Source organism: Amycolatopsis sp. CA-128772 (assembly GCF_002904295.1).
GTDB lineage: Bacteria > Actinomycetota > Actinomycetes > Mycobacteriales > Pseudonocardiaceae > Amycolatopsis.
On the sequence record NZ_PPHG01000081.1, the window covers coordinates 40,417 to 66,618 of the forward strand.

At 73.2% G+C, this 26,202-nt stretch carries 29 protein-coding genes and 2 pseudogenes; 12 read left to right on the forward strand and 19 right to left on the reverse strand.

Annotated features, from left to right (window positions below; genetic code table 11):
- Positions 1-8: 8 nt before the first annotated feature.
- On the reverse strand, positions 9-3,254 hold the full coding sequence (locus C2L59_RS34205) for a tetratricopeptide repeat protein (protein WP_103353690.1): 3,246 nt from the start codon (positions 3,252-3,254) through the stop codon (positions 9-11).
- A gap of 241 nt (positions 3,255-3,495) precedes the next feature.
- Complete coding sequence (locus tag C2L59_RS34210; RefSeq protein ID WP_103353691.1) at positions 3,496-4,224, reverse strand: alpha/beta fold hydrolase; 729 nt, start codon at positions 4,222-4,224, stop codon at positions 3,496-3,498.
- A 47-nt stretch (positions 4,225-4,271) separates the two neighbouring features.
- On the opposite strand from C2L59_RS34210, the gene C2L59_RS34215 reads away from it, so the two are divergent.
- The 3 genes from C2L59_RS34215 to C2L59_RS34225 all read left to right on the forward strand — a co-directional run bounded on the left by C2L59_RS34215 (position 4,272) and on the right by C2L59_RS34225 (position 7,268).
- The gene (locus C2L59_RS34215) at positions 4,272-5,525 is read left to right on the forward strand and encodes a cytochrome P450 (protein WP_103353692.1); all 1,254 of its coding nucleotides are present in this window, start codon (positions 4,272-4,274) and stop codon (positions 5,523-5,525) included.
- Positions 5,525-6,430: a LysR family transcriptional regulator gene (locus C2L59_RS34220; protein WP_233223829.1), complete on the forward strand. Its 906-nt coding sequence runs from the start codon at positions 5,525-5,527 to the stop codon at positions 6,428-6,430. Before C2L59_RS34215 ends, C2L59_RS34220 begins: the two co-directional genes overlap by 1 nt.
- 91 nt (positions 6,431-6,521) lie before the next feature.
- Entirely contained in the window at positions 6,522-7,268 is a 747-nt protein-coding gene (locus C2L59_RS34225; RefSeq protein WP_103353694.1) for an SDR family NAD(P)-dependent oxidoreductase, read from the forward strand.
- 18 nt (positions 7,269-7,286) lie between these two features.
- Here the strand turns inward: C2L59_RS34225 and C2L59_RS34230 are convergent, their stop codons facing one another.
- Positions 7,287-8,099 (reverse strand): carbon-nitrogen hydrolase family protein, encoded by an 813-nt coding sequence (locus tag C2L59_RS34230; protein ID WP_233223830.1) that lies wholly within the window; start codon positions 8,097-8,099, stop codon positions 7,287-7,289.
- Positions 8,096-8,875, reverse strand: coding sequence for a DUF1295 domain-containing protein (locus C2L59_RS34235; RefSeq protein ID WP_103353696.1), 780 nt, complete (start codon positions 8,873-8,875; stop codon positions 8,096-8,098). The genes C2L59_RS34230 and C2L59_RS34235 overlap by 4 nt, the downstream gene beginning before the upstream one ends.
- A 30-nt stretch (positions 8,876-8,905) precedes the next feature.
- Between C2L59_RS34235 and C2L59_RS49430 the strand changes: the two genes are divergently transcribed.
- Together C2L59_RS49430 and C2L59_RS49435 are read left to right on the forward strand one after the other, a co-directional pair.
- Entirely contained in the window at positions 8,906-9,262 is a 357-nt protein-coding gene (locus C2L59_RS49430; RefSeq protein WP_233223831.1) for a hypothetical protein, read from the forward strand.
- Positions 9,243-9,896: pseudogene (locus C2L59_RS49435) on the forward strand (pyridoxal-phosphate dependent enzyme); the annotation flags it as partial. The gene C2L59_RS49430 and the pseudogene C2L59_RS49435, both read left to right, overlap by 20 nt.
- On the opposite strand, the gene C2L59_RS34245 reads toward C2L59_RS49435, so the two are convergent.
- On the reverse strand, positions 9,832-10,185 hold the full coding sequence (locus tag C2L59_RS34245) for an arsenate reductase family protein (protein ID WP_103353697.1): 354 nt from the start codon (positions 10,183-10,185) through the stop codon (positions 9,832-9,834). The pseudogene C2L59_RS49435 and the gene C2L59_RS34245 overlap by 65 nt on opposite strands.
- Positions 10,186-10,238: 53 nt before the next feature.
- Between C2L59_RS34245 and C2L59_RS34250 the strand changes: the two genes are divergently transcribed.
- A complete protein-coding gene (locus C2L59_RS34250) occupies positions 10,239-10,832 on the forward strand; it encodes a TetR/AcrR family transcriptional regulator (protein ID WP_199199390.1) in 594 nt (197 codons plus the stop codon).
- Complete coding sequence (locus C2L59_RS34255) at positions 10,829-11,449, forward strand: enoyl-CoA hydratase/isomerase family protein (RefSeq protein ID WP_103353699.1); 621 nt, start codon at positions 10,829-10,831, stop codon at positions 11,447-11,449. Before C2L59_RS34250 ends, C2L59_RS34255 begins: the two co-directional genes overlap by 4 nt.
- A gap of 186 nt (positions 11,450-11,635) precedes the next feature.
- Here the strand turns inward: C2L59_RS34255 and C2L59_RS34260 are convergent, their stop codons facing one another.
- The 5 genes from C2L59_RS34260 to C2L59_RS34280 form a co-directional block, all read right to left on the reverse strand.
- A complete protein-coding gene (locus tag C2L59_RS34260) occupies positions 11,636-12,886 on the reverse strand; it encodes an RNA polymerase sigma factor (RefSeq protein ID WP_103353700.1) in 1,251 nt (416 codons plus the stop codon).
- Between the two features lie 5 nt (positions 12,887-12,891).
- Positions 12,892-13,242 (reverse strand): YciI family protein, encoded by a 351-nt coding sequence (locus tag C2L59_RS34265; RefSeq protein WP_103353724.1) that lies wholly within the window; start codon positions 13,240-13,242, stop codon positions 12,892-12,894.
- 217 nt (positions 13,243-13,459) lie between these two features.
- Positions 13,460-14,149: a hypothetical protein gene (locus C2L59_RS49440; protein WP_233223832.1), complete on the reverse strand. Its 690-nt coding sequence runs from the start codon at positions 14,147-14,149 to the stop codon at positions 13,460-13,462.
- 4 nt (positions 14,150-14,153) lie between these two features.
- Positions 14,154-14,480: an NmrA family NAD(P)-binding protein gene (locus C2L59_RS50130; RefSeq protein WP_103353725.1), complete on the reverse strand. Its 327-nt coding sequence runs from the start codon at positions 14,478-14,480 to the stop codon at positions 14,154-14,156.
- 52 nt (positions 14,481-14,532) lie between these two features.
- Positions 14,533-14,904, reverse strand: a complete 372-nt coding sequence (locus tag C2L59_RS34280; protein WP_103353701.1) for a YciI family protein — start codon at positions 14,902-14,904, stop codon at positions 14,533-14,535.
- 166 nt (positions 14,905-15,070) lie between these two features.
- Here C2L59_RS34280 and C2L59_RS34285 point away from each other — a divergent pair, with 166 nt between their 5' ends.
- Positions 15,071-16,153 (forward strand): glycosyl hydrolase, encoded by a 1,083-nt coding sequence (locus tag C2L59_RS34285; RefSeq protein WP_103353702.1) that lies wholly within the window; start codon positions 15,071-15,073, stop codon positions 16,151-16,153.
- 3 nt (positions 16,154-16,156) lie between these two features.
- Positions 16,157-16,441 carry a ubiquitin-like small modifier protein 1 gene (locus tag C2L59_RS34290; RefSeq protein ID WP_103353703.1) on the forward strand — a complete coding sequence of 95 codons (285 nt, stop codon included), beginning with the start codon at positions 16,157-16,159 and terminating at the stop codon, positions 16,439-16,441.
- Here C2L59_RS34290 and C2L59_RS34295 read toward each other — a convergent pair.
- Positions 16,416-17,804 carry an MFS transporter gene (locus tag C2L59_RS34295; protein ID WP_103353704.1) on the reverse strand — a complete coding sequence of 463 codons (1,389 nt, stop codon included), beginning with the start codon at positions 17,802-17,804 and terminating at the stop codon, positions 16,416-16,418. The genes C2L59_RS34290 and C2L59_RS34295 overlap by 26 nt on opposite strands.
- Positions 17,805-17,828: 24 nt before the next feature.
- On the opposite strand from C2L59_RS34295, the gene C2L59_RS34300 reads away from it, so the two are divergent.
- Positions 17,829-18,260 (forward strand): MerR family transcriptional regulator, encoded by a 432-nt coding sequence (locus C2L59_RS34300; protein ID WP_103353705.1) that lies wholly within the window; start codon positions 17,829-17,831, stop codon positions 18,258-18,260.
- 67 nt (positions 18,261-18,327) lie between these two features.
- On the opposite strand, the gene C2L59_RS34305 is transcribed toward C2L59_RS34300, so the two are convergent.
- Together C2L59_RS34305 and C2L59_RS34310 are read right to left on the reverse strand one after the other, a co-directional pair.
- Positions 18,328-19,359, reverse strand: coding sequence for a serine hydrolase (locus C2L59_RS34305; protein ID WP_233223833.1), 1,032 nt, complete (start codon positions 19,357-19,359; stop codon positions 18,328-18,330).
- Between the two features lie 180 nt (positions 19,360-19,539).
- Positions 19,540-20,163, reverse strand: coding sequence for a TetR/AcrR family transcriptional regulator (locus C2L59_RS34310; RefSeq protein WP_103353707.1), 624 nt, complete (start codon positions 20,161-20,163; stop codon positions 19,540-19,542).
- A gap of 59 nt (positions 20,164-20,222) precedes the next feature.
- Between C2L59_RS34310 and C2L59_RS34315 the strand changes: the two genes are divergently transcribed.
- On the forward strand, positions 20,223-21,095 hold the full coding sequence (locus C2L59_RS34315; RefSeq protein WP_103353708.1) for a ketopantoate reductase family protein: 873 nt from the start codon (positions 20,223-20,225) through the stop codon (positions 21,093-21,095).
- A 37-nt stretch (positions 21,096-21,132) separates the two neighbouring features.
- Here the strand turns inward: C2L59_RS34315 and C2L59_RS34320 are convergent, their stop codons facing one another.
- The 4 genes and pseudogenes from C2L59_RS34320 to C2L59_RS34335 all read right to left on the reverse strand — a co-directional run bounded on the left by C2L59_RS34320 (position 21,133) and on the right by C2L59_RS34335 (position 23,605).
- Positions 21,133-21,399 (reverse strand): hypothetical protein, encoded by a 267-nt coding sequence (locus C2L59_RS34320; RefSeq protein ID WP_103353709.1) that lies wholly within the window; start codon positions 21,397-21,399, stop codon positions 21,133-21,135.
- 32 nt (positions 21,400-21,431) lie between these two features.
- A pseudogene (locus C2L59_RS34325) lies at positions 21,432-21,757 on the reverse strand (23S rRNA (adenine(2503)-C(2))-methyltransferase RlmN); the annotation flags it as partial.
- A gap of 103 nt (positions 21,758-21,860) precedes the next feature.
- On the reverse strand, positions 21,861-22,466 hold the full coding sequence (locus tag C2L59_RS34330; RefSeq protein WP_103353710.1) for a DNA-binding response regulator: 606 nt from the start codon (positions 22,464-22,466) through the stop codon (positions 21,861-21,863).
- Positions 22,463-23,605: a sensor histidine kinase gene (locus C2L59_RS34335; RefSeq protein WP_199199391.1), complete on the reverse strand. Its 1,143-nt coding sequence runs from the start codon at positions 23,603-23,605 to the stop codon at positions 22,463-22,465. Before C2L59_RS34335 ends, C2L59_RS34330 begins: the two co-directional genes overlap by 4 nt.
- Before the next feature lie 94 nt (positions 23,606-23,699).
- Between C2L59_RS34335 and C2L59_RS34340 the strand changes: the two genes are divergently transcribed.
- Complete coding sequence (locus C2L59_RS34340; protein WP_103353727.1) at positions 23,700-25,136, forward strand: alpha/beta hydrolase; 1,437 nt, start codon at positions 23,700-23,702, stop codon at positions 25,134-25,136.
- 150 nt (positions 25,137-25,286) lie between these two features.
- Here the strand turns inward: C2L59_RS34340 and C2L59_RS48300 are convergent, their stop codons facing one another.
- Together C2L59_RS48300 and C2L59_RS34350 are read right to left on the reverse strand one after the other, a co-directional pair.
- On the reverse strand, positions 25,287-25,646 hold the full coding sequence (locus C2L59_RS48300) for a hypothetical protein (RefSeq protein WP_199199392.1): 360 nt from the start codon (positions 25,644-25,646) through the stop codon (positions 25,287-25,289).
- Between the two features lie 250 nt (positions 25,647-25,896).
- Positions 25,897-26,172, reverse strand: a complete 276-nt coding sequence (locus C2L59_RS34350; RefSeq protein ID WP_370444807.1) for a hypothetical protein — start codon at positions 26,170-26,172, stop codon at positions 25,897-25,899.
- Between the last annotated feature and the right edge of the window lie 30 nt (positions 26,173-26,202).

A 26,202-nucleotide genomic window follows, 5' to 3' on the forward strand; every position in this document is an offset into this window, starting at 1 on the left:
GAACCCCGCTACCCGGCGACGCGTTCCAAGGCCGTCAGGTGGTTCCGGACCCGGATGGCGCCGGGCACGCCTTCCTCGGCGTAACAGGCCAGCGCGCGTTCCCAGTGCTCGCGCGCGGCCTCCGGGTCACCGAGTCCACAGTGGACTTCACCGAGCCCGCAGTGGGCCCGGCCCTGTTCCGGACCACAGCCCGTTGCCTTGGCCACGGCCAAGGCTTCGCGGTGGTACCGGAGCGCGTCCGCGGAGGCGCCGCGCGCGGCGGCGAGGTGGCCGAGACTGTTGAGCACGCGGGATTCGACACCCCGGTCACCGCATTCGCGCGCCAGGCTCAACGCCTCTTCGAGGTGCTGGGCCGCGTCCGCGTGGCGGCCCTGCGCCAGCCGGACGTCACCCAGGTGCTTCAACGCCACGCTGCGGTTGGTCGGGCTGCCGGTCTCCTGCGCGATTTCCAGCGCCCGTCCGAGGTGCGCGGCGGCTTCCGCGTACCGGCCGCGGGCGTGCTCGATGTCGCCGAGGATGCCGAGGGCGTACCCCTCGCTGACCCGGACGCCCATCGCGCGAAGGTGCTCCAGCCCTTCCTCCAGGACGCGGGCCGCTTCGTCGTGACGGCCCAGCGCCGACAGCGAGTCGGCCAGGTTGACCAGGGCGTACCCCTCGCCGGTGCGGTCGGCGATGTCGCGGGCCAGTGCGAGCGCCTCTTCCAGGTGGCCGATCGCCTCGCCGTACCGGCCGATGCCGCGGCAGGTGCAGCCGAGCACCACCAGGACCAGGCCCTCACTGGTGCGGTCGCCGGATTCCCGGGCCAGCGCCAAGGCTTCCGTCGAATACCGGATCCCCTCGGCGAACCGGCCCAGCGCGCGGCAGACCAGGCCGAGCGTGTTCACCGCGTGGATCTCGGTGCGCCGGTCGCCGGTCTCGCGGGCGAGGACGAGCGCCTCTTCCAGGTACCGCAACGCATCCCGCGACCGGCCGACGCGCCAATGTCCCAGCGCGATCAGGATGAGCGGCTCGGCTTCGGCCGCCCGGTCACCGGCGTGGTGGGCCAGCGCCGACGCGTGCGTGTGCAGCACCAGGGCTTCCTCGTGGTAGCCGCCGACGTCGAGGTAGTGCCACAGGATCCCGGACAGCAGCCGCAGGTGGTCCGGCCACCCGTGCCGCGTCGCGTGCGCGGCCACCGCCAGCAGGTTGCGGCGCTCGGCCTCCAGCCACGCCGGCGCGTCGAGCACCTTGACGTCGGGCTCCGGCACCCGCGGCCGCAGGTGGCGTTCCTGCGGCAGGACGACGTCCATGGCCTGCGCGGCCGAGGAGACGTAGAAGTCGAACAGCCGCTCCTGCGCCTCGCGGCTTTCGGCGGGGTCGCCGTCCGCGAGCTCGGCGGCGTAGACGCGCAGCAGGTCGTGCAGCTGGACGCGGTCTTCGCCGGTCTGCTGCGCGAGGTGGGCGCGCACCAGGGTGCCGGTCAGCCGTTCCGCCTCCGGCAGCGGGACGCCGGCGAGCGCGGCGATCGCCGGCGGGGTCAGGTCGCGGCCCGGGTGCAGGCCGCAGAGCCGGAACACGCGGGCCGCGTCCGGGGCGAGGTGGCGGTACGACCACGAGAACACCGCGCGGACCGCGGTCAGCGGGTCGCCGCCGCCGTCGAGCAGGTCGAGGCGCCGCCGTTCGTCGGCCAGTTCGTCCGCCAGGGCCGCCAGCCGCTCCCCCGGCCGGCTCAGCGCCAGCTCCGCGACGAGCCGCAGGGCGAGCGGCAGCCGGGCCGAGTACCCGATCAGCGCCGCCGCGGCGTCGGGTTCGGCGTCGACGCGCCGGCCGAGCAGGGCCCGGAGCAGGTCGTGGGCTTCGGCGTCGGTGAGCAGGTCGACGAGCACCCGGCGGGCGCCGTGCCGGGCGACCAGGCCGGGCAGCGCGTCCCGGCTGGTCACCAGCACCAGGCAGGACGGCGAGCCGGGCAGCAGCGGCCGCACCTGGCCGACCGAACCCGCGTTGTCCAGTACCAGCAGCATGCGGCGGCCGGTGAGCGCGGTGCGGAACTTCGCGGCGCGCTCCTCCGGTTCGGCGGGGATGTCCGCGCCGTCGACGCCGAGGGCACGCAGGAAGCCGGACAGCGCGTCGCCGGGGTCGACCGGCCGGACCGTGCCGAAGCCGTGCAGGTCGAGGTAGAGCTGCCCGTCCGGGAACTCCGCGGGCGACCGCTGCGCCCAGTGCACCGCGAGCGCGGTCTTGCCGACCCCGCCGGTGCCGGACAGGACGGCGATGCGCGCGCCGGTGTCGCCTTCGTCGCGACGCAGCAGCGTGTCCAGCTCGGCCAGCTGGGCCGCGCGGCCGCGGAAGCCGGGGACGTCCGCGGGCAGCTGGGCGGGCACCCGGGCCGGCGGCTCCGGCGCCGCGAAGTCCTGCCGCAGCACCTGGCGGTGGGCCGCGCGCAGCTCGGGGCCGGGTTCGATGCCCAGCTCACCGGCGAGCCGGCGGCGGACCTCGTCGTACACGTCGAGCGCGGCGGCCTGGCGCCCGGACGCGGCGAGCACCACCATCAGCCTGGCGTGCGCCGACTCGTTCAACGGCTCCTCGGCGGTCAGCACCCGCAGCTGGACCGCCGCGTCCTCGGGGTCGGCGGTCCCGGCGTAGGCCATCACGGCCTTGGCCCGCCGCATCGCGATCGCCAGCCGGGCGGGGTGCTGGCGGAGCCGTCCGACGTCGGCAAGGGCCGGGCCGCGCCAGAGCCCGAGGGCCTCGCGGTGGGCGTCCCGGGCGAGGAGCGCTTCGAACTCCAGCAGATCGAGCTCGGTTTCCCCGGCGGCGAGCCGGTAGCCGCCCTTGTCCGTGGCGATGAGGTCGGCCGGCCGCAGCGCCCGCCGCAGCCGGGCGACGTAGGTGTGGAGCAGCTCCAGGCACGACGACGGCGGCTCGTCCCAGACGACGTCGACGAGGTCCTCGCGCCGGACGGTCCGGTTCGGCTGCAGAGCCAGCAGGGCCAGCAGCAGGCGCTGCTTCTCGGCGCCGATCTCGACCGGCTCGGTGCCGCGCGTCACCGTCAACGGACCCAGGACGCCGATCCGGACCGGCTCCGGCGGGGCTTCGGCCAGCGCCTCCCGCAGCCGCCGTTCGGTCTCCGGCCGGGGCCGCCGGACGCTGCCGAGCTCGGCGTTGCGGACCGCGCGCAGGCTCAGTCCCGCGCGCTCGGCGAGCTGGGCCTGGGTGAGGCCGGCGAGCACACGCCGGTCGCGCAGCCATCCGGCGAACGACGGGCCTTCGTCCACAGGCGTCCTCTCCGGCGTCCCCCCAGCGGAACGTACCTCTCCAGCATCACGATCGTGCCGCCCGGGATGTACCACCGATCGGCGAAGATAACCGTTTCCGCAGGTACCGAGGGTGACGACGGCGCGAGTCCGCGGTACAGGCGCTCGTCCACCACGCCTTCCTAGGCTGTGCCGTGTCCGGTGGTGGCGAGGGGTTCGAGGAGCAGCCGTCGCGTGGGGTACGACGGCTGCACCCGGACCTTCAGACGCCGAAGCGCTTCAGCAGCGCGCGCACCGCGGGCGGGTCTTCGACGTGGGCGTTGTGCCCGAGGCCGGCGAGCGTGACGGCGTCGGGGTCGAGCGCCCGCAGCTGCTCCGGACGGCTCATCGGGTCGTTCTCGCCCGCGGCGAGCACGACCGGGCAGTGCGCCCCGGCGAGCAGCGCCGGCATGTCCGGCGCGCCGAGGCCGAACGCGGCCGGATCCATCGCGAGGCGCCAACCTCCCTCGGTCTCGCGGAGCCCGGCCGGGTCGGTCGGCGCGATCCCGAGCAGCCCGGACACCTTCAGGTAGGCCTGATCGGCGTCTTCCTGCGTCGCGAACACCCGCGGTGGCCGGGCCGCGAACGACGCCGCGCGGTTCAGGTCGTCCTGGCTCCACTCGACCTTCACCCCGACGGCCAGCACGCCGGCGACCTCGACGCCGTAGCGGCCGGACGCCAGTTCCAGGGCGAGTACCCCGCCGAGTGAGTGCCCGGCGACGATCAGCGGCCCGCCGTCCGGCAGCGCGCGGGCGACCGCCTCGGCGAGCGTCGCGAAGCTGTAGTGCGGCAGCGGGGCGGACGGGCCGTGACCGGGCAGGTCGGGCACCAGGACGCGCCGGTCGAGCAGGACGGCGAAATGGTTCCAGACGGCGCCGGTCGCGCCGAGTCCGTGCAGGAGGAGGACGGCCGGTTCGCCCTTGCCGCCGGTGCGCATGTTGAGCGTGTCCATCCGCGCAGCCTCCCAAACTGTCGGTGGGCGCGGCTAGTGTCGGGCCCGTGACGATCACCGATCCGGACACCTACGTGCGAGGCGTCCCGTACGAGGAGCTGGCGCGGCTGCGGCGCGCCGGCCCGGTGGTGCGCGTCGACGACTTCTGGGCCGTGCTCGGGCACGCCGAGGTGCGGCGGGTGCTGCGCGACCCGGGCGTGTTCTCCTCGCAGCTCGGCGGGACGCAGATCCGCGACGCGGCGGACCTCGCCTACGTGCGCCGGATGATGCTGAACATGGACCCGCCGGAGCACGGGCGGCTGCGCGGGCTGCTCACAAAGGCGTTCACCCCGCGCGCGATCGCGAAGCTGACATCGCAGATCGAGAGCTGGGCGCGGGAGCTCGTTCTCGCCGTCGCCGAGCGCGGGGAGTGCGACTTCGCGCAGGTGGCCGCCGACCTGCCGCTGCGCACCCTGGCCGGGGTGTTCGGCGTGCCGGAACAGGACCGGCGGCTGATGTACGACTGGAGCAACCGCGTGATCGGGTACCAGGATCCCGAATACGCGGTGAGCTCGACGGTGGCCGTTGCCGAGGTGAGCGAGCTGGCGCGGGCCGCGCTCGCCGTGCGCCCGTCGCCGGGGCCGGACGGGTCGATGCCGGACCCGCGCACGCGTGCGGGCATGCCGGACCTCTACGCGTACGCGAACGCTTTGGGCGAGTACAAACGAGAGCATCCGGGCGACGACGTGATGAGCAACCTCATGCAGCACGTCGGCGACGACGGCGGGCGCGTCTCGCTGGCCGAGTTCGAGAACCTGTTCTGGCTGTTCTCCGTGGCGGGCAACGAAACCCTGCGCAACGGCCTGCCGGGCGGGCTGCTCGCGCTGCTCTCCCACCCCGCGGAACACCGCCGGCTGCCGGCCGACCGGTCGCTGCTGCCCTCGGCGGTCGAGGAGATGTTGCGGTGGTGGACGCCGGTCATGCACTTCCGGCGCACCGCGACATCCGACGTCCGGCTGTCCGATGTGGACATCGCCGCCGGGGACAAGGTGGTGGTCTGGTTCTCCTCGGCCAACCGGGATCCGTCGGTGTTCCGCGAGCCGGACACCTTCGACATCGGCCGCACGCCGAACGACCACCTGACCTTCGGCCACGGCCCGCACTTCTGCCTCGGCGCGCACCTGGCCCGCGTACAGCTGCGGGCGATGTTCGACGCGGTGCTCGACCAGCTCGGCGTCGTGGAACTCGCCGGCGAGCCGGTGCGGCTGCGGTCGAACTTCCAGAACGGCCTGAAGTCGCTGCCGATCCGGTGGGCCGGCTGATGGAACTGCGCGAGCTGCGGGCCTTCGTCGCGGTCGTCGAAGCCGGCGCGATGTCGAAGGCGGCGCGGCAGCTGCACGTCAGCCAGCCGGCGCTGTCGCAGACGATCACCGCGCTGGAACGGCGGCTCGGCGTCCCGCTGCTGGTCCGCACGAGCACCGGCGTCCGGGTCACCGACGCCGGGACGACCCTGCTCGGCGAGGCCCGCGCCGTGCTGGCCCGCCACGACCAGGCGCTCGCGGCCATGGCCCGGCACACGACGACCGGCGGCGGCGTGCTGCGCGTCGGCGTGCCCCTGGAGCTGCCGCCGGACCTGCTGCCGTCGGCGCTCGCGCGGCTTTCGGCGGCGTTCCCGGACACGCGGGTGCAGGCGCGGCACCTGTCGTCGGTGGCCCAGGTGGCCGCGCTGCGGGCGGACGAGCTGGACGTCGGGCTGGTCCGGGAACGCCCGCCCGGCCCGGACCTCGACGCGGCGCTCGTGGTGACCGAGGACGTGGGTGTCCTGCTGGCCGCGGACCTGGCGGAGAAGCTCGGCTCGCCGGTCCGGCTGGAGGACCTGGCCGGGCTGGAGTGGTTCGCCTTCCCCCGCGCGGGCAGCCCGGCGTGGTACGACGAGCTGGCGGCGATCCTGCGCAGCCACGGCCTCGACGTCGGCCCGGAGGTCCCGGAGGAGCAGCGGCTGATCGTCGAGCTCAAGATCCCGGCGGTCAACGCCGGCGGGGCGTACGCGTTCGCCCCGCCGGAGTGGCCGTACCCGCTGCCGGACACCGTGCGGTGGGTGCCGCTGGCCGGGAACCCGATCATCCGGCGGACGTGGGCGGTCTGGCTCGCCGCGTCCCACCGGCGTGACCTCGCGGAGTTCGTCGCGGCCCTGGAAGACCATCGGCGGAACGGATCGGGGGTATAAGGAAGGCCGAACCCGGTTCCGGAAGCCCGTTCCGGTGCGCGCGCTTGAACCCTACGACCGGGAAACACCCGGGTGCGAAGGAGTTCGAGCGATGAGTGCAGAACTGTCCGGGTCGACGGCGCTGGTCACCGGCGGGACGAGCGGCATCGGCCGCGCGACGGCGGTGGCGCTGGCCGGGCGGGGCGCCCACGTGGTGCTGTCCGGCCGGGACGCCGCGCGCGGCACCGAGGTCGTCGAGATGATCCGCGCGGCGGGCGGCAAGGCCGACTTCGTGGCGGCGGACCTGACCGACGCGGCGTCGGCGCGCGCCCTCGCGGACCGCGCGCGTGAGGTGGGCGGCCCGATCGACGTGCTGGTCAACAACGCGGGCATCTTCCCGACCGGCCCCACCGCGGACTTCCCGGAGGCGGACTTCGACGCGGTGTTCGCGACGAACGTGAAGGTCCCCTTCTACCTCGTCGCCGCCCTCGGACCGGAGATGGCGGCCCGCGGCCACGGCGCGATCGTCAACGTGTCGACGATGGTCGCCCTGCGCGGCATGACGGGCATGGCGGTCTACGGCTCGTCGAAGGCGGCGGTGGAGCTGATGACGAAGGCGTGGGCGGCGGAGTTCGGCCCCGCGGGAGTCCGCGTCAACGCGGTCAGCCCGGGCCCGACCCGCACAGAGGGAACGGCAGCCTTCGGCGACGGCCTGGACGACCTGGCGGCCGCAGGCCCGGCCGGCCGCGTGGCCGCCCCGGAGGAAATCGCGGCGGCGATCACGTTCCTGGTAACGGACGCAGCCAGCTTCGTCCAGGGAGCGGTCCTCCCGGTGGACGGCGGCCGCGCGGCGGTGTGAGCGTCGCGCGGAACGGCGTCACCTCAAGAAGGTGACGCCGTCCCGCGGCCGCTCGTCCACCGTCAACGAAAACACGTCCGGCCGTGCGTAATGTCCCGACACGTCCAGGCTCTTCCGCGCCGCCACGATCTCGTCCAGGTCGATCTCCGCCGTGATCAGCCCTTCGCCGTCGAGGAGAGGGCCGGCCACCACGTCGCCCGTCGGGCCCACGATCATGCTGCCGCCGCGGAACCGGTCGTCGCCTCCGGCCTCGTACGGGCACGCCGAGATCACGAAACAGCGGCCTTCGTCCGCGATGTGGCGCATCGATGCCTGCCAGACCTCGCGGTCGTCCGCCGTCGGGGCGCACCAGAGCTGCACGCCCTTCGCGTACATCGCCGCGCGCAGCAGGGGCATGTGGTTCTCCCAGCAGATCGCCGCGCCCGCCAGGCCCGCCGCCGTCGGGATCGCCGGCAGCGTCGAACCGTCGCCGCGGCCCCAGAACACGCGCTCGCGCGCCGTCGGGACCAGCTTGCGGTGCTTGCCCACCAGGCCGAGGTCCGGGTCGAGGAACACCACCGTGCTGTACAGCGTCGAGCCGTCGCGCTCGATCACGCCCACCACCAGTGTCGCGCCGGTCCGGGACGCCAGGGCGGCCAGCGCCGCCGTCTCCGGGCCCGGCACCGGCACGGCCGCGTGGAAGTACTCGACGAACGGCGTCCGGCCCGGGTAGCCGCCGAGCACCGCCTCCGGCAGCACCACCACGGCGCTGCCCCGGATCTCGTCCTCGAACGCCAGGATCCGCTCGAGCGGCACACCCGTCGCGAGCTGCAGCGCGGCGACGGCGGTCATCCGCGGACCGGCCACGGGACCACCGCCGACGTCCGCCGCTGGTAGTCCGCGTACTCCGGGTACCGGGACTTCGTGATGCTCTCGGTGAACCGCGTCGAGCCGACGAACAGGAGCGTGAGCAGGACCGCGCCCACGACCGTCCACTGCAGACCGCCGGCCACCACGCCGAACGCGGCGACCGCCCACCACTGCGCCTGCTCGAAGAAGAAGTTCGGGTGCCGCGAATAGCGGAACAGCCCGGTCTGCAGGAACCGCGACGCCGCCCGGCCCGCGTGCTTCTCGCGGTGGAACGCCCACTGCTGCTGGTCGGCGACCGTCTCGCCGGCGAGGAAGGCCGCGAAGATCAGCGCGACGACGACGTCCGCGACCCCGAAGCCGCCGGGGTGCTCCAGCGCGGTCAGCGCCGGGAGCGTGATCAGCAGCAGGATCACGTTCTGGTACAGCGAGATGAAGAAGAAGTTGAACAGCTGGAACTGCCACGGCGCCATCCGCGCGCGCAGCACGGCCCACCGGTAGTCCTCGCCGCCGGGCGCGTAACCACCCTTCCGGGCGAAGTTGAAGGTCAGCCGGACGCCCCACAACGCGACCAGCGCGAACAGCACGTCGAGCCGCGCGTCGGCGAACCCGGCGAACCCGGCGAAGATCCCCACGTAGGCCACGGGGACGATCGACCAGATCCGGTCCACCCAGGAGTACTCCCTGGTCAGCACGGACACCAGCCAGGTGCCGAGAGTCACCCCGGCGAAGACGTACAGGCAGACCCGCAGCGCGTCCATGCCCTCACTCTAGGACCTAGGATCGGTGCTGTGCCGCATTCCTTCCTCAGTCACCTCGAGTGCTCGCGAACCGGCGAACGCGTGGCCGCCGACGCCGTCCAGGGGTTGTCCCCGGCGGGCGCGCCGCTGCTCGCGCGGTACGACCTCGGCGGCGTCCGCGAAGCCGTGACGCCGAAGGAGATCGCCGGCCGGGAGCCGACGCTGTGGCGGTACCACGAGGTGCTCCCGGTGCGCTCGCCCGAGCACGTCGTCAACCTCGGCGAAGGCATGACGCCGTTGCTGCGCCTGCCGCGCTACGGCCGCGGCGTCCGCGGGATCGCGATGCCGACGAACGGCAACGCGGGCGCGGCCGGGCAAGCTCGTAGCTTCGGCGGTGAAGCGGCGTGAAGGCGTCCAGGACGTCTCGACGCTGAAGGAGCCGTACCGCATCGAGGGCAACAAGACGATGGGGTACGAGATCGCCGAGCAGTTCGGCTGGCGGCTGCCGGACGTCATCCTCTACCCGACCGGTGGCGGTGCCGGCATCATCGGGATCTACAAGGCACTGCTCGAAATGCGCGAACTGGGCTGGGTTTCCGGGCCCCTGCCGCAGCTGGTGGCGGTGCAGGCGGCCGGCGGCTGCGCGCCGATCGTTACGGCGTTCGTGCGCGGGGCGCGGGAAAGCGAGCCGTTCCCGGACGCGCGGACGGTCGCCTTCGGCATCACCGTGCCCAAGGCGCTGGGCGATTTCCTCGTGCTCGACGCCGTGTACGCGACCGGCGGCACCGCGGTCGCCGTCACCGACGAGGAACTGCTTGCGGCGCAAAGGGAACTGACCGAGCGCGGAGGCACCTTCGCGAGTCCGGGTGGCTCGAGGGCGACGAAGACGTCGTCGTGCTCAACACCGGCGCCGACATCAAGTACCCGGAGACAGTGCCCCTCGACGTCCCGCTGCTCGCGAAGACCGACGCGATTCCCTAGAGGACCGACCGCACGGTTTCGGGATCGCGGGCGACGACCGCCGTGCCGTCGTCGGCCGTGATGATCGGGCGCTGGATCAACTTCGGGTGCTCGGCCAGCGCGTCGATCCAGCGGGACCGGTCGTCCGGCGTGCGGCCCCACGTCTTGAGGCCGAGGTCCTTCGCGACCGGCTCGGCGGTGCGCGCGATGTCCCACGGCTCGAGGCCGAGGCGCTTCAGCACGGCTTCGAGCTCCGCCGCCGTCGGCGGGTCCTCGAGGTAGCGGCGGACGGTGTACTCCGCGCCCGCTTCGTCCAGCATCGACACCGCGGACCGGCACTTCGAGCACGCCGGGTTGATCCAGATCTCCACGGCGGCAGCTTACCGCCCTGGTTTTGGAGCACGTGTTCTGTTACGGTCGCAGCATGCCCCGACCCCGCATCCACGACCTCGACGCGCTGCTCGATGTCGCCGAGCGGCTCGTCGCCTCCTCGACGGACGTCACCGTGCGTGGCCTGGCGGCCGCAGCCGGCGTCCCGAACGGGACGATCTACCACGCTTTCGGGTCGTTGAACGCAGTGCTGGCTCGCGTCTGGCTGCGCGCCGCGACGGCGTTCCTCGACCTGCAGACGTCCCTCGTGGACCAGGCCGGGTCGCCGGTGGAGGCGGTCGTCGCGGCGGCCGACGCGCCCGCCGCGTTCGCCGCCGTCCGGCCCGACGGGGCACGGATGCTGCTGAAGGTGCGGGGCGACCGGCTGTTCGGGCCGGACCTGCCCGACGAGCTGGCCGACGCCCTGCACGCGGTGGACAAACGCTTGGTCGCGCTGCTCGTCCGGCTCGCCCGGCAGTTGTGGGACCGCGGTGACGGCCTGGCCGTCGAGGTGATCACGACGTGCGTCGTCGACCTGCCGACCGCGTTCTTCCGGCGTGACATCACCGATCCCCTGGTGCGGAAGAGGCTGGCCGCCGCCGTGCGGGCCGTGCTGACCGTGCCCCCTCGAGAAAAGGACCGACCGTGACCGTTTCCGTGCTTGACCTCGGCGACGACGAGAACCGGTTCTCGCCGGACTGGCTGCAGCGCGTCCATTCCTTTTTGGACGGTGTCGAAGGCGCGCTGGTGACCACCGGCGGCGGCAAGTTCTATTCGAACGGCCTCGACCTCGAATGGCTGACCGCCCACGGCGACCAGGCTTCGACCTACGTCGCCGAGGTGCAGGAGCTGCTGGCGCGGGTGCTGACGTTGCCGGTCCCGACGGTCGCGGCGGTCAACGGCCACGCGTTCGGCGCGGGCGCGATGCTCGCGATGGCGCACGACTTCCGCGTGATGCGGGCGGATCGCGGGTACTTCTGCTTCCCGGAGGCGGACATCAACATCCCGTTCACGCCGGGGATGGCGGCGTTGATCCAGGGGAAGCTGACGCCGTCGGCGGCGGTGGCGTCGATGACGACCGGACGGCGGTTCGGCGGGTCCGAGGCGCTGGAGATCGGGCTGGTGGACGAGACCGCGGCCGAGGGGGACGTGGTGAAGGTGGCCAGCGAACGGGTGCGGGCGTTGGCGGGCAAGGACCGCGGGACGCTGGGGGCGATCAAGGCGACGATGTTCGCGCCCGCGGTGGCGGCGCTGCGGGCGGGGTAGGCCTCCGGCCCCCGGTATCCAGCTTACCGGGGGCCACCGACAGTTCCGGGTGCTGCCGCCGCGAGGTGCAGGCGACGGCCGGGCTGCCCGATGAGCGGCGGCGCCGGTCCCGCACTCGGCGAGGTGGCGGCGCAGCCGAACGGCCGGCCTACCCCGGGAGCGGCGGCGCAGACGAGCGGCGAGCCGTCACCGTTCTTCGCTCACCTCGGCCAGCCGGCCGCGCAGGTGCGCCCGTTCCGGCTCGGTGCCCGCCAGTCCCAGCGCCTCCCGGTAAGCCGCCGCCGCTTCCGCGCGCCGGCCCAACCGGCTGAGCAGGTCGCCCCGGGCCGCCGAAAACGGGCCGTACTCCCGCAACCGCGGCTCGTCCGCCAGGGTGTCCAACAGGGACAGCCCGGCCGCCGGGCCGTCGCGCATGGCCACCGCCACCGCGTGGTTCAGCTCCACCACCGGTGAGGGCGCCAGGTCGCGGAGCACGTCGTACAGCGCCACGATCTGGGGCCAGTCCGTGGCCGCCACGTCCGGGGCCTCGTCGTGCAGGGCCGCGATCGCCGCCTGGACGCCGTACAGCCCCGGTGGGCCGCCCGACAGGGCCACGACCACCAGGGCCGCACCTTCTCCGATCATCGCGCGGTCCCAGCGGGTGCGGTCCTGGTCGTCGAGCAGGACCAGGCCGCCGCCGGGGTCCGTGCGGGCCTCCCGGCGGGCGTGGATCAGCAACAGCAGCGCCAGCAGGCCCGCCACCTCACGCTCGCCCGGCAGCAGCCGGCGCAGGATCCGGGCCAGCCGGATCGCCTCCTCCGCCAGGTCGAGCCGCTGCAGGGCCGGGCCCGAACTGGCCGCGTAGCCCTCGGTGAAGATCGAGTACACGACCTGGAGCACGCCCGGCAGCCGCCCGGGCAGCTCGCCGGGGTCCGGGACCCGGAACGGGATGCGCAGCGTGCGGATCCGGTTCTTCGCGCGGACGATCCGCTTGCCCATCGTCGCGCTCGGCACCAGGAACGCGCGCGCCACTTCCGGCGTCGTCAGGCCGGCGAGGCAGCGCAACGTCAGTGCCGTGCGGTCCTCCGCCGGCAGCGCCGGGTGGGCGCAGGTGAAGAACAACTGGAGCCGCTCGTCCGGCAGGCCGCCGCCGGCGGCCGGGGCGGGCGCCGCGCGCTCGGCCTCGACCTGCAGCACCGCGAGCCGGGCCGCGTAGGCCTGGTCGCGGCGCAGCCGGTCGACGGCCTTGCGCCGGGCCGTCGTCATCAGCCAGGCACCCGGCTTCGGTGGCACCCCCTCGGCGGGCCAGCGCACCAGCGCGGCTTCGATCGCCTCCGACGTCACCTCTTCGGCCAGGTCGAGGTCGCCGAACCGGCGGACGAGCGCGGCGAGCAGCAGCCCGCGCTCCTCCCGGAACACCGCCTCGAGGGTCAGCCCGGCCGCCGCCCGCCCCGCCACCGCGGTCAGCCTTCGACGTCGGCGAGCGGCCGCACCACGATCGACCCGCCGTCCCGCGAACCCGGGCAGCGCGCCGCCCAGCCGAGCGCGACGTCGAGGTCCGGCACGTCGACGACGAAGTACCCGCCGAGCACCTCGCGGGTTTCGGCGAACGGGCCGTCGGTGACGATCCGCTCGCCGCGGTCGTCGACCCGGACCGTGGTGGCCGTGGTCAGGTCGGCGAGCGGGCTCCCGGAGCAGTAGACGCCCGCCTCCTGGATCTCCTTGTAGAACAGCTGCCAGTCCTCGGGCGTGCAGCCGCCGGCGGCCTCGCCCTCGGCGTCGAGGCCGGCGTTGATCAGCATCAGGTACTTCATGGTTCCTCCGTGGCTCGGTTGCCGTACGCCACGACTACGAACGGCGGCCGGTCCCTTGGACACACCTTCGCAGAAAAATTCTCCCGCCCGGAAGCCGCGATCCTGCAGCCGCTTGATCCGGTCGACGTGGGCCGGGTGCCCGGCCGGCAGCCGCGCCCACATCCGCCCGCCGCCGCCCGCCCGGCTCCACTCGCGGAACAGCGTGATCAGCTCCGGCTCACGCGACCGGCCGACCCACAACCGGTACCGCGCCCCGTCCACCTCGGCCGCGGCGCAGACGGCTTGCCAGCTGGGGGTGAGCCGCGCGAGCTCCCGCGCGGCCGGCTGCCGCATGCCGAAGGTCAGCGGCAGCAGGACGTGTTCGAAGGCGGCACGGGATCAGCCGTAGCGGCGCGCGTCGAGGAGCCCCGTAGAGGGCGGCGTGCCCGGCGAGGCGGATCCCGCCCTCGTCGTCGCCGAAGGCCTGCACCGGGTCGAAGCCCGGCACGCGCGGCAGCACAGTCACCATCCTGCCGAACAACTGGTCCAGCTCGGCGGTACGCGCCGGCTGCCGGGGGGTCTTGCGCAGCTGCCGGTACTCCTCGGCGAACGCCCGGACGGTCTCCATCGTCGGCGGGAGGTCTTCGCCCCGCGCCGCCCCGAACGCCGCCTGCGCGGTGCTGCTCGCCTCCGCGGTCGTGCGCTCGAGCGCGTTCTGCCGCTCCTGGAGGTCGCGGTACTTGACCTTCCAGCCGCCCGGCAGCTCGATGCTCTCCAGCAGCTGACCGAGCCAGGGCACCAGCGCCACCACGATGAGCAGCACCATGCTGGCGTCGATCTTCGAGCCGGGCCAGACCAGGTGGGCCACCGCCCCGAGGAGCGCGACCAGGCTGACCGCGGCGCCCAGCCACCGGCGGCGGGCCTTCACCGCGTCACCGGAACGCGTCCGCGTGCGCCTCGGCCCACTCGGCGAACGTCCGCGCCGGCCGTCCGGTCACCTCCGGCACCGTCGGGAAGACCGTCGCCTCGTCCAGCGTCCCGTCGGCGTAGAAGCTCCAGAACGCCTCGACGTACTCCCGCGGCAAGCTCGCCTCGCGCAGCTCCCGGCCCAGCACGGAGGCCGGCACCGCGGCCTCGGCCCCGTCCGGCAGGACCGCGTCCGGCCGGCGCACCAGCGCCCGGACCGGGGCTCCCGCGACCGCCAGAGCCGCCACCACTTCCGCGCCGACATTGCCGGTGGCGCCGGTGACCGGGAACATCGCTCCACCCCCCGAGAGCCGCTCGCGGCCGGCCCAGCGCCACCGGCGCACGTCAGTCCTGGGTCGGCAGGTCCTCGAATTCGACGACCTGGCGGATCTCCACCTCGATCTCCTGGTCGAACAGCTCGACGTAGCGCTTGGCGAACTCGACGGCCTCCGCGCGGTCCGCCGCGTTGATCAGCGCGAACCCGCCGATGACCTCCTTGGCCTCGGCGAACGGCCCGTCGGTCACGCGGATCGCGGCGCCGCGCGGCTTGCGGACCAGCGCGCCCTTCTCCGTCGGGTGGACGCCCTCCGCGGTGATCAGGATGCCCTTCTCCACCGACTCCTGGATGAACCCGCCCATCGTCGCGATGAACTCCTGGCTGGGGTTCCACGACTTCGGGTCGTGCTCGTCGACCCGGTGCATCATGAGAAACCGCATCTGTGCTCCCTGGTGTTCCTTCGGCCGGGGTCCGGTGCGTTCCCGGACGCGGTGACCGGCCTTCACCCCCGCGTCGAACGGCCGCGGCCGGCGTTAGACATTTCCCCGGGAGAATTTTTCCGGCAGAGTACCTGTGACTTGAGTCACTCGATGATCAGGAGGAAAGATGCCCGTCCTGCTCGCGATCGGCACGCGCAAGGGCCTGTGGCTGGCGACCGCCCCGGACGACCGGACGACGTGGGAGGTGACCGGCCCGCACCACCCCATGACGGAGGTGTACGCGGTCGGCATCGACACGCGCCGCGCCACCCCGAGGCTGCTGGCCGGCGTCACCAGCGAACACTTCGGGCCGAGCGTAGCCACCAGCGACGACCTGGGCGCAACCTGGGCCGAACCCGACCACGCGCCGATCGCCTTTCCCCCGGACACCGGCGAGTCGCTCGCCCGGGCGTGGCAGCTCGTGCCGGGCCCGGCGAGCGAGCCGGACGTCGTCTACGCCGGCACCGAGCCGTCCGCGCTGTTCCGCTCCGCCGACGGCGGCCGCACCTACGAGCTCGTCCGCGGCCTGTGGGATCACCCGCACCGCGAACACTGGACGCCCGGGGGCGGCGGCAAGGCCGTCCACACCGTCCTGCCCCATCCCACCGATCCCAGCCACGTCACCGTGGCCATGTCCACCGGCGGCGTCTACCGCACCGGGGACGGCGGCGCGTCCTGGGCGGCGAGCAACACCGGCATCAAGGCCGTCCACGTGCCCGACCCGTACCCCGAATACGGCCAGTGCGTGCACAAGGTCGCCCGGCACCCGGCCGAGCCGGACCGCCTGTTCGCCCAGGTGCACCACGGCGTCTACCGCAGCGACGACGCCGGCGCGAGCTGGCAGTCCATCGCCGACGGGCTGCCCAGCGACTTCGGCTTCCCGATGGTCGTCCACCCGCATCGGCCTGCGGTGATCTACACGTTCCCGCTGGTCGCCGACGCCATGCGGTTCCCGCCGGAGGGCCGCTGCCGGGTGTACCGCAGCGAGGACGCCGGGAAGTCGTGGGAGGCGCTGGGCTCCGGCCTGCCGGACGGCTACTGGGCCGGCGTCATGCGCGACGCGATGTGCACCGACGACGCCGACCCGGCCGGGGTGTACTTCGGCTCGCGCACCGGCGACGTCTACGCCAGCCGCGACGACGGCGACAGCTGGCAGCTCGTCGCGGCGCACCTGCCCGACGTGCTCAGCGTCCGCGCCGCGAGGGTGTGACCCGTGCGGATCACCGTGCTGCTGCCCGGGACGCTGCGGGAGAAGGCCGGCGGCGAGTCCCGGCTGGCCGTCGACGTCGCCGAACCGGCCACGCTGGGCGCCCTGCTGGACGCGCTCGCCGAGCGGTACCCGGCCCTGGAACGCCGGCTGCGCGACGAACAGGCCGGGCTGCGCCGGTACGTCAACTTCTACGTCGACGGCGAGGAGTGCCGCCACCGCGGCGGCCCCGCGACGGTGCTGCGCGCGGACGCCGAGGTGCAGATCATCCCGTCGGTCGCGGGAGGCTGAGCTCGTCGAACAGCGCCGCCGCGCGCCGGGCCGTCGCGGCCGCCCGGCGTCCGGTGCCGAGCAGCGCCAGCGCGAACAAGCCGGCGCCGAGGGCGGCGACCAGCCACCACACGCCGTGCGCCGAGCCGGCCAGCGCGACGCCCAGGGTGGTGCCGGTCTGCCGGCCGGAAGACGCGAGCGAAGCCGCGACGCCGGCCATCGACCCCGGCATCCCGGAGACCGCGGTGTTCGTGATCGGCGGGTTCACCGTGCCGAGGAAGACGCCGAACAGCAGGAAGGTGGCGAGCACGACCGGCAACGGCGTCGCCGGGCCGAGCCAGGCCGCCGCGGCACCGCCCGCCGTCAGCGCCACCCCGGCGACGACCAGCGGCCACCGCGGGCCCCGCGTGCCGACCAGCCGTCCGGTCCGCGGGGACAGGACGAGGACGAGCAGCCCGACGGGCAGCAGGCACAGCCCCGCCGACAGCGCCGTCAGGCCGCGTACCTCCTGCAGGTACTGGGTGGCGGTGAACAGGAAGATCCCGAACCCGCACAGGGCCAGCACCGCCATCACGATCGCCGAACTGAACGCGACGCTGCGGAACAGCCGCAGTTCCAGCAGCGGGTCGGCGCGGCGCGGTTCGTGGCGCAGCAGGCCCAGCACGCCGAGCCCGGCGAGGGCGAACAGGCCGAGGATCCACGGTGACGTCCAGCCCGGCGAGCGCGCTTGGATGAGCCCGAACACGAGGCTGCCGAGCACCAGCAGCACGAGGGCCTGCCCCACCGGGTCGAAGCGGCGGGCCCGCGGTGCCCGCGACTCGGGCACGAACACCGCCGTGGCGACGAGCGCGGCGGCGACGATCGGGACGTTGACCCAGAAGACGGCACGCCAGCCGAGGCCGTCGACGAGCGCGCCGCCGAGGATCGGCCCGAGCGCGAGGGCCAGCCCGGACATCGAGCCGAACACCCCGATGGCGCGGGCGCGCTCGGCCGGGACGGGGAAGGTGGTGGCGACGATGGCCATCGCGACCGGGTTGAGCATGGTGCCGCCGGCGGCCTGCAGCGCGCGGGCCGCGATCAGCCAGCCGATGCCCGGCGCGAGGCTGCACAGCAGCGACCCGGCGCCGAAGAGGGCGAGCCCGTACTGGAAGACGCGTTTGCGGCCGAACCGGTCGGCGGCCGACCCGGCGAGCACGAGGAAGGCGGCCAGCACGAGCGTGTAGGCGTCGACGGTCCACTGCAGGCCGGAGACGGAAGCGCCCAGGTCACGGCGGATCGCGGGCAGCGCGACGGTGACGATGGAGATGTCCATCACCACGACGACGATGCTGGCGCAGCAGATCGCGAGCACGAGGCCCGGGCGGCTGGTGGTCGGAACGTTCATGGGATCGACGCTAGGATTTAGAGCGTGCTCGAAGTCAAGCCGATCCCGGCCGAGGGCCTGACCATCGCGGACGCGGCCCGCCGCACCGGCGTCAGCGCGCACACGCTGCGCTACTACGAACGCGCCGGCCTGGTGGTGACGCGGGTCGACCGCACGACGGGCGGCCGCCGCCGCTACCGCAAGCTGGACCTCGACTGGATCAAGATCTGCACCAAGCTGCGGGCCACCGGCATGCCGATCAAGACGATCCGCCGCTACGCGGACCTGGTCGCCGCCGGCCGCGGCAACGAGCCGGAACGGCTGGCCCTGCTGGAGGAGCACCGCGCCGACGTACTGGCCCGGCTGGCGGAGCTGCAGGAGAACCTGACGCTGATCGACCGCAAGATCGACGTGTACCGCGGCCGCCTGGAAGCGGGCGACGCGGACGGCCTCTGGGCGCCGGCTCAGCAGCGCTGAACGCCCATCCCGCGGGTCACCGGACGCCGTGCTGCCTCGCGGTCGCGTGCCGCCTGTACCGGATCGGCTAACCCAGGCCGTCGTAGGCCGCCATCACCATGGTCATGCCCCGGCCGTCGCCGACGATGGCGTCCTTCATCCGGTTCATCACGTAGGCGACGGTCAGGCCGGCGTCGAGGTCGTTGAAGACCAGCGAGCCGCCCATGCCGCCCCAGAAGCACGTCCGGCCGCTGACGCCGTAGCCCAGGCCGTAGCGCATCGAGACGCCGAGGGCGTAGTCGAGCCCGTGGTACTGCTCTTCGAGGGCCCGCGCGCAGCCTTCGCCGGACAGCAGCGGTCCACCGCCGGAGGTGAGGACCGACTGCACGGCCGCGACCGACCGGGCGTTGCCGTACCCGGCCCCCGAAGGGATCTCGGCCCGGCGCCAAGCCACGGCGTTCGTGTCCTCGGGCACGAAGTCCGGATTGGGCACGATTTCGAACAGCTCGGTCGGCGGCGGCACGGTCAGCCCACCGGGCGGCGAGATGACGGGAGCGAACCGCCGATCGTGCGCGGCGGGCAGCCCGATGTGGAAGTCGGCCCCCAGCGGCCCGGCCACCTCGGCGGCGAAGAAGGCCCCGATGGTGGTCCCGGTGATCCGCCGCACGACCTCGCCGAGCAGGTACCCCTGGGTGAGGGCGTGGTAGCAGGCCACTTCCCCGGGCGCCCACCGCGGTTCCTGCGCGGCCAGGAGCGCGGTGACCTTGGGCGGATCGCGCAGGTCGTCGGTGGTGATGGGGGTGTCCCAGGTCGGCAGCCCGGAGGTGTGCGAGAGAACGTGCCGCACCCGGACGTCCCGAGCGGAGAATTCCGGCCAGTACCGGGCAACGGGCGCATCGAGGTCGAGCTCCCCACGATCGGCGAGCAGGAGCGCGGTCAGCGCGATCATGGTCTTGGTGGTGGACCAGACGTTGGTGATGGTGTCCTGCTCCCACGCGACGGTCCGGCCGGCATCGGCGTACCCACCCCAGAGATCGACCACGGGTTCACCGCGCAACCGCACGGCGACCGACGCGCCGACATCGTCCTGGGCAAGGGACTCGGCGAGCGCGTCGCGCACAGCGTGGAACCGTTCATCGCACGTACCGTGCAGAGGAATCATGGGGGACGACTCAACCGCGCGGGTTCCATGAACGCCATCGAATATCGGCGCGCCCTCAGCGGTCTCGCCCACCCACGAGTGTGATCGGCGGCCACGACATGCGGAAGAAGGCGCCGGCGGGGGCCGTACGGGCAGACCTCAGGTTCCGGTTGGTGGCGCGCTCATCGCCGCCGCGAGGAACGTGATCGCCCAGCGCCGGGCCGCCTCGCCCGCCACCGGAGCCGGGCAGTCCGGGGAGCCCTCATGGTAGACCTCGGCGCGGTCCACGGCCGCCACGGCGAGGATCCCCCGCAGCCGGAACCACAGCTCCTCCGCCGAAAGGCCGGGCAGGGCCCGTCCGAAAGCGGTCACATAACGGTCGCGGACCGCGTCCTCGGCGGAGCCGGTCCAGGCGCGGACCTCTTCGGCCGGGTCGCCGAGGATCGTCATGATCAGCCGGGACTTCCGGGCGCCGCCCTCGTCGCCGCCCGGCATCTCGTCGAACAGCGGGCCCACGAACGCCGCCACCAGATCGGCGACCGGCGGGTCCGGCGTCCGGGCGAGCAGCCGGTCGAGCTCCGCGTCCTGTGCGGCGTTGATGGGCTCGATCGCGCGGCGGACGACCGCGGCCAGGAGTTCCGCCTTCGAGCCGAAGTGGTAGCCGACGGCGGCGAGGTTCGCCCCGGCGAGGTCGGTGATCGCGCGGACCGAGGTGCCGTGGAAACCGCGCTCGCCGAAGAGGTGTTCGGCCGCGTCCAGGAGCTGGGTGCGGGTGTCGGCCATGCGCGTACTATACGGACGTTCGATTCAAACGAACGTATGATTTGCAAAGGAGGGCCGCCATGAAACTGCTCGTGTACGGCGCCGGGATCACCGGCAGCATGTTCGCCGCACGGCTGCACGACGCCGGGCACGACGTCTCGCTCGTCGCCCGGGGCGAGCGCCTGGCCGCCCTGCGCCGGCACGGCGTCCAGCTCGCCGAGGGCAGCAGCCCGGTGGTCAGGTCGGTGCCGGTGCCGGTGGTCGAGCACCCGGACGGCAGCTACGACCTGATCGCCGTCCTGGTCCGCACCCACCAGGTGGACGCGGTGCTGCGGTCCCTCACCGGCCTCGGCGGCGATGTGCTGTTCATGCTCAACTGGGCGGCGGGCGCGGAGCCGCTGGGCGCGGTGATCGGCCACGAGCGGGTGCTGCTCGGCTTCCCCACGGACGGCGGCACGAGGGACGGCGACGTGGTCCGCTACCGTCCGGCCGGCCTCCTGACCCGCCTGGCCCCGATGCCGATCGGCGAACCCGGCGGCGCGGCCACCCCGCGGCTGGACCGGATCGTCCGGGCCTTTCGCGCCGCCGGGATCAACGCCAAGGCCGAACCACGGATGGACGCCTGGCTCAAGACGCACGCCGCGTTCGCGGTGCCGCTCGAACACGCGGTGCACGCGGCGGGCGGCCCGGTGTCGCTGGCCGGCGACCCGGCCGCGGTCCGCGGCATGGTCCACCTCATCCGGCAGAACCTGGCCACCATGCCGGCACCAGCGGTTCCTAGCGGGTTCGCGGCGGTGCGGACGCTGCCGGAAGGGCTGCTCGTGGCCGCACTACGGCGCTTCTTGCGAAGCCCGACGGCCGCATACAGCGGGCTCGCCGTCGCCTCCCCCGCGGCGACCGCCGAACTCGAGCGGATGACCGAGCAGATACGCGCCCAGGCGAAGGCCCGGTAGCGAGAGGGTTTTGCCGGCCGCGTCGGGCCGGCGAGGGTCAGCGCACCAGCCAGGGGGCGAGCAGCTTCTCCAGATCGGCGTCCGACAACGCGCGCGGCCCGCCGTGGAACTCGTGCCACCGCGACGCGTCGCACGCCGCGGTGTACTCGACCTCGAACGCCCGCATGAGGACGTACATGAACGTCACCGAGCTGAACCGCTCACCCAGCAACGTCCGCGCCTCACGGGCGACGTCCGTCGCGCCGGTGAAATCCGACAGCTTCAACGATTCCGCAGCCGGGTCCAGCAGGCTGGGGGCATACATCACGACGATTTCTCCATAACCGAAACGAAAACTCAGCCTTCGGCAGCAAGCTGCCCGCAAGCGGCGGCGATCTCCTGGCCGCGCGTGTCACGCACGGTGCACGCTACTCCCCCGGCGTTCACCAGCCGCACGAACTCCCGCTCCACCGGCTTCGGCGACGCGTCCCACTTGCTGCCCGGGGTCGGGTTCAACGGAATGACGTTGACGTGCACCAGCTGGCCCAGTGCTTCCGCAGCCGCTTCGCCAGCAGCTCCGCACGCCACGGCTGGTCGTTGATGTCCCGGATCAACGCGTACTCGATCGACACCCGCCGCCCGGACGTGTCGGCGTAGTACCGCGCGGCGGAGAGCACCTTGTCTGTGTTCCTCTTCACCCCGAGGCGCGTTGGCGTTGTCCGAGCTGCGGTTCGCCAGCTGGACGGGAGTACCGGCGGTCCACGCCGGAGAGGTCGCGGTGAAGGCTCAGAGCCACCCGTTAATTTCGGCGAGGCGGGCGGCTTCGGCGCGCGTGCGGGCCTCGGTCTTGCCGATGGCCGAAGACAAGTGGTTGCGCACCGTTCCCGCGGTGAGGTCGAGCGCCCGCGCGATGTCGGCGACCGTGCCGCCTTCGGCGGTCGCGCGGAGTACGTCAGCTTCGCGGTCGGTCAGCGGGCTGGTGCCGGTGGCGAGGGACTCGGCCGCCAGGGCCGGATCGATGAACCGCAGGCCCGCGTGGACCCGGCGGATCGCGTTGAGCAGCTGCTCGGGCCGGGAGTCCTTGACCACGAACCCGGCCGCGCCCGCGGACATCGCGCGGGCGAGGTAGCCGGGGCGGCTGAACGTGGTGCAGATCAGCACGCGGCAGGCCGGCATCGCGTGCCGCAGCTCGGCGGTGACCGCGAGGCCGTCGCGGCCGGGCATCTGCACGTCGAGGAGCGCGACGTCGGGAGTCGTCCGCCGGGCCGCCGGACCGACATCGAGACCGGAACCGACCTCGGCCACGACGTCGATATCCGGTTCGAGGCGCAGCATCGACGCCAGCGCGCCGCGCACGAGGGCCTGGTCGTCGGCCAGCAGGACGCGGATCACGCCGGGACCGCCTCGGCGCGCGCGAACACGCGGTAGCCGCCGCGCGGACCGCGACCGTGCTCGAGCTGGCCGCAGACCTCGGCGAGGCGCTCGGCCAGGCCGGTGAGGCCGTGCCCGGCGGTCGGTTCGGCGGTGACCGTGCCGTCGTCGGTCACCTCGACCCAGCCGGGACCGACGCGGATCCGGCACTGCCCCGCGTCGGAGTGCCGGAGCACGTTGGTCACCGCTTCCCGGACCACGTAACCGAACACCCCGCGCAGCTCCGGTTCGACCTCGTCCACCGAAGCCGGCAGCTCGGCCTGCACCCCCGCGGCGCGCAACGCCAGCCGGGCACCCGAAAGCTCGGTGGCCAGCGACACCTCCCGGTACCCCGAGACGGTGGCGCGGACGTCGGCGAGAGATTGGTGGCACAGGGTTTCGAGGTCGCGAACCTCGGTGAGCGCGGGGCCGGTGTCCGCGGCCGTCTCAAGGATGCGCCGGGCGAGCCCGAGCTTGACGGCCATCGTGGACAGGTTGTGGCCGAGGATGTCGTGCAGCTCGCGGGCGACCCGTGCGCGTTCGGACTCCACGGCCATCCGCCGGATCTGCGCGCGGGCGGCCTTCAGGTGCCCGGTCGTGAACGTCAGCGCGAAAACGATCCCCACCGCCGCGGTCACCCCGCCGAGCGTGCCCACCTGCGTCCAGCTCACCTGCCCGGACGTCGTGAGCATCCACGTGAGCTGGGCGGCCGCTGTGGCGAACCCGAGGGGCAGGGAGTAGCGCAGCGGCAGCAGCATCAAGCCGATCGCGATGGCGAAGGTCAGGTCGGTCAGGTAGTCCGGCGAGCCGAAGAGCAGGGCGGGGGTGGCACCGAAGGCGAACAACGCCGCCACGAAGACCGCCCGCTGCCGCCGAGGAGCCGCCGGCGCGAACCACAGCGCGAAGAGGTAACCGGCGACGTAGAGGCCGATGGCGGCGAGCGCGACGACTGTCCGCGCCGCACCGTGCCCGCCGTGGACGATCAAGCTGACCCGCGGCAGCAGGACCAGCGCCGCGAGTCCGTTGACGACCATGGGCGCCACCCGGCGCCGCCGGTCGGTCCAGAAGCTCCAGTCCGGCCACTGCCGGACCGAAAACCGGCCGGGATCACGCTCGCTCACCGGCCCACCCTAAGCACCGGGCCCGCGAGCCGCCCCATGACAGATGGCACAGGACGTCCCCGCCGGGCCGTGGTCCGGTGGAGTCATGGAACCGATGAAGAAGATCTTGCCGGCGGCGCTCGCCGCGGCCGCGGTGGTCTCGGGGGTGTCCGCGGCGGGCGCGGCCGACAGGGCGCCGGTGGCCTGGGGGCCGTGCCCGGCCGACGTCGCCAAGCCCGGCCTGCAGTGCTCGACGCTCGAAGTTCCGCTGGACTACCGTCACCCGGACGGGCGAAAGATCACGGTCGCGCTGTCGCGGCTGGCGAGCGCGAACCCGGCGCAACGCCGTGGCGTCCTGCTGGTCAACCAGGGCGGCCCCGGCCTGAACGGCCTGGACTTCCCGGTGGCGCTGGTGGATGCGGGACTGCCGCAGCGGGTGCGCGACACCTACGACGTGATCGGGTTCGACCCACGCGGGGTCGGCCACAGCACCCCGGTGACCTGTGACATGACGCCGAAGCAGACGGCGGAGAGCGTGAGCCCGCCCTTCCCGTACCGCGCGGCGGACGTGACCAAGGCGGCCGAGGCCGCGAAAACGGTCGCGCGGCAGTGCCTGACGTCGAAGACTGCGTCGATGCTGCCGTTCGTGACCACGGCGAACACCGCGCGGGACATGGACGGTATCCGGACGGCGCTGGGCGAGCCGAAGCTGTCGTACTACGGCGATTCCTACGGAACCTACCTCGGTGCGGTGTACACGTCGCTGTACCCCGGCCGCAGCGACCGGATCGTCCTCGACAGCAACCTCCGCCCGGAGGGTTACGACGTCGAAGCGCTGCGGAGCCAAGCACTGGGCTTCGAAACCCGGTTCCCCGACTTCGCGAAGCTCGCCGCGGCCAACCCGGCCCAGTACAGCCTGGGCGCCACCCCCGCGGCAGTGCGCGCGAAGTACTTCGAACTGGCCGAGCGCCTGGACCGGGCACCGGCACAGGGTTACGACGGCACGACGTTCCGCACGATCACCGCGGGCTTCCTCCGCGCGGACGCCGCCCTGCCCGCTCTGGCGAAGCTGTGGCACGAGCTCGACGTGAACGAGCCGGCGTTCCCGCCCGCCGGCGCCGGGGCGGACTCCGACAACTTCGCGGCGAGCTACCTCGCCGTGGTCTGCGGAGATTCCCGGTGGCCGGAAGCGGTGGGGACCTACCAGCGCAACGTCGCGGTCGACCGCGTCCGCTACCCGATGTACGGCCCGTACGCGGCGAACATCCGGCCGTGCGCGTTCTGGCCGGCGCCCGCCGAGCCGCGGGTGCGCATCACCGATGACGGCCCGGCGAACGTGCTGATGCTGCAGAACCTCCGCGACCCGGCCACGCCGATGCCGGGAGCGCTCCGCCTGCGCGCGGCATTCGGCGACCGCGCCCGGCTGGTGACGGCCGATCAAGGTGGGCACGTGGCTTACCTCAACGGTGCGAACGAATGCGGGAACAACGCCGTGAGCGATTACCTGACGACGGGAAAGCGGCCACCACACGACGCTTTCTGCCGGGCCTGAGCGAACCGCAGCGCCGGTCGACGACGGCGGGCAGCCGCAATGTGAGGAACCTGCCCTGCTCACAGGCACGACAGACGAACGCATACCCGCACCCGCTGCCGAAGTTGGTGCTGTGGCCGCGGCCTTCCTCGAGTTGCACGGCGAACTCCATCACCGTCGCGCAGACCGGGCACACCGGGGTCTCGTCGTTCTGCAGCCACGCCGGCGCGCGCCGCCCACCACGCCGAGGACCTCGGCCTCGGAACGGCCCGTCTCGGCTGACCACTTACCGCGCGCTTCCTCGTAGCCGTCGGCATCGACCGGTCTCACCTCGATGCCGCACACCTCCGCGAGCTGCGTCTCGTCCCCGTCCGGCACGAGGGCGGGGACGAGGTCACCGCGCCGAAACAGCAGGGCACGGTTACCGCCCGACACCGGGTCCCACTCGTCGCACAGACCAGGATCGTTCTGACATAGGAAGATCGACAGGATCGCCGAAGCATCGAGCACGACCTGGGCCACGAACTCCACCGGTCCCCCGCAGGCGGCGCAGCGGGGCCAGCCGAAGCCGGCGGGCGCCGAGGGGACGCCGCCGGTGCGGGTCACCTCGGCTTCGGCGACGGCCGGTCCGCTGTAGATCAGCAGGTCGGTCGTGGCCGAGAGTCTAGGCAGTCGACATCGCAAGCTGGCTGGCCCAGTGACAGACCTCGGGCGAGGCACCCCCAGCACTCCTGGTGCTCGCCGTCCAGAGCGGGCCCCTACCGGATCAGCCGAACCAGGGTCAACGCTCGAGCCAGGGGGCAAGCAGGTTCTCCAGGTCTGCGTCCGACAGCGCCCGCGGGCCACCATGGAACTCGTGCCAGCGTGACGCGTCCCGTGCGGCGGTGTACTCGACCTCGAACGCCCGCATCAGCACGTACATGAACGTCACCGAGCTGAACCGCTCACCCAACACGGACCGCGCCTCACGCGCCACCTCGGTCGCACCACGGCCGACCACATCCGCGAGCCGAAGCTCCTCCGCAGCCGGATCCAACAGACTGGGGGCATACATCACGACAAACACTCCATCATCGAAACGAACAAA

Excerpts from the sequence above, each read along its gene's own strand:
- C2L59_RS34210 (WP_103353691.1), bottom strand. The coding sequence starts at position 4,224 with ATGGACACGCTCAACATGCGCACCGGCGGCAAGGGCGAACCGGCCGTC.
- C2L59_RS34220 (WP_233223829.1), top strand. The coding sequence starts at position 5,525 with ATGGAACTGCGCGAGCTGCGGGCCTTCGTCGCGGTCGTCGAAGCCGGC.
- C2L59_RS34225 (WP_103353694.1), top strand. The coding sequence starts at position 6,522 with ATGAGTGCAGAACTGTCCGGGTCGACGGCGCTGGTCACCGGCGGGACG.
- C2L59_RS34230 (WP_233223830.1), bottom strand. The coding sequence starts at position 8,099 with ATGACCGCCGTCGCCGCGCTGCAGCTCGCGACGGGTGTGCCGCTCGAG.
- C2L59_RS34235 (WP_103353696.1), bottom strand. The coding sequence starts at position 8,875 with ATGGACGCGCTGCGGGTCTGCCTGTACGTCTTCGCCGGGGTGACTCTC.
- C2L59_RS34250 (WP_199199390.1), top strand. The coding sequence starts at position 10,239 with ATGCCCCGACCCCGCATCCACGACCTCGACGCGCTGCTCGATGTCGCC.
- C2L59_RS34265 (WP_103353724.1), bottom strand. The coding sequence starts at position 13,242 with ATGAAGTACCTGATGCTGATCAACGCCGGCCTCGACGCCGAGGGCGAG.
- C2L59_RS50130 (WP_103353725.1), bottom strand. The coding sequence starts at position 14,480 with ATGTTCCCGGTCACCGGCGCCACCGGCAATGTCGGCGCGGAAGTGGTG.
- C2L59_RS34280 (WP_103353701.1), bottom strand. The coding sequence starts at position 14,904 with ATGCGGTTTCTCATGATGCACCGGGTCGACGAGCACGACCCGAAGTCG.
- C2L59_RS34285 (WP_103353702.1), top strand. The coding sequence starts at position 15,071 with ATGCCCGTCCTGCTCGCGATCGGCACGCGCAAGGGCCTGTGGCTGGCG.
- C2L59_RS34295 (WP_103353704.1), bottom strand. The coding sequence starts at position 17,804 with ATGAACGTTCCGACCACCAGCCGCCCGGGCCTCGTGCTCGCGATCTGC.
- C2L59_RS34310 (WP_103353707.1), bottom strand. The coding sequence starts at position 20,163 with ATGGCCGACACCCGCACCCAGCTCCTGGACGCGGCCGAACACCTCTTC.
- C2L59_RS34315 (WP_103353708.1), top strand. The coding sequence starts at position 20,223 with ATGAAACTGCTCGTGTACGGCGCCGGGATCACCGGCAGCATGTTCGCC.
- C2L59_RS34320 (WP_103353709.1), bottom strand. The coding sequence starts at position 21,399 with ATGTATGCCCCCAGCCTGCTGGACCCGGCTGCGGAATCGTTGAAGCTG.
- C2L59_RS34340 (WP_103353727.1), top strand. The coding sequence starts at position 23,700 with ATGAAGAAGATCTTGCCGGCGGCGCTCGCCGCGGCCGCGGTGGTCTCG.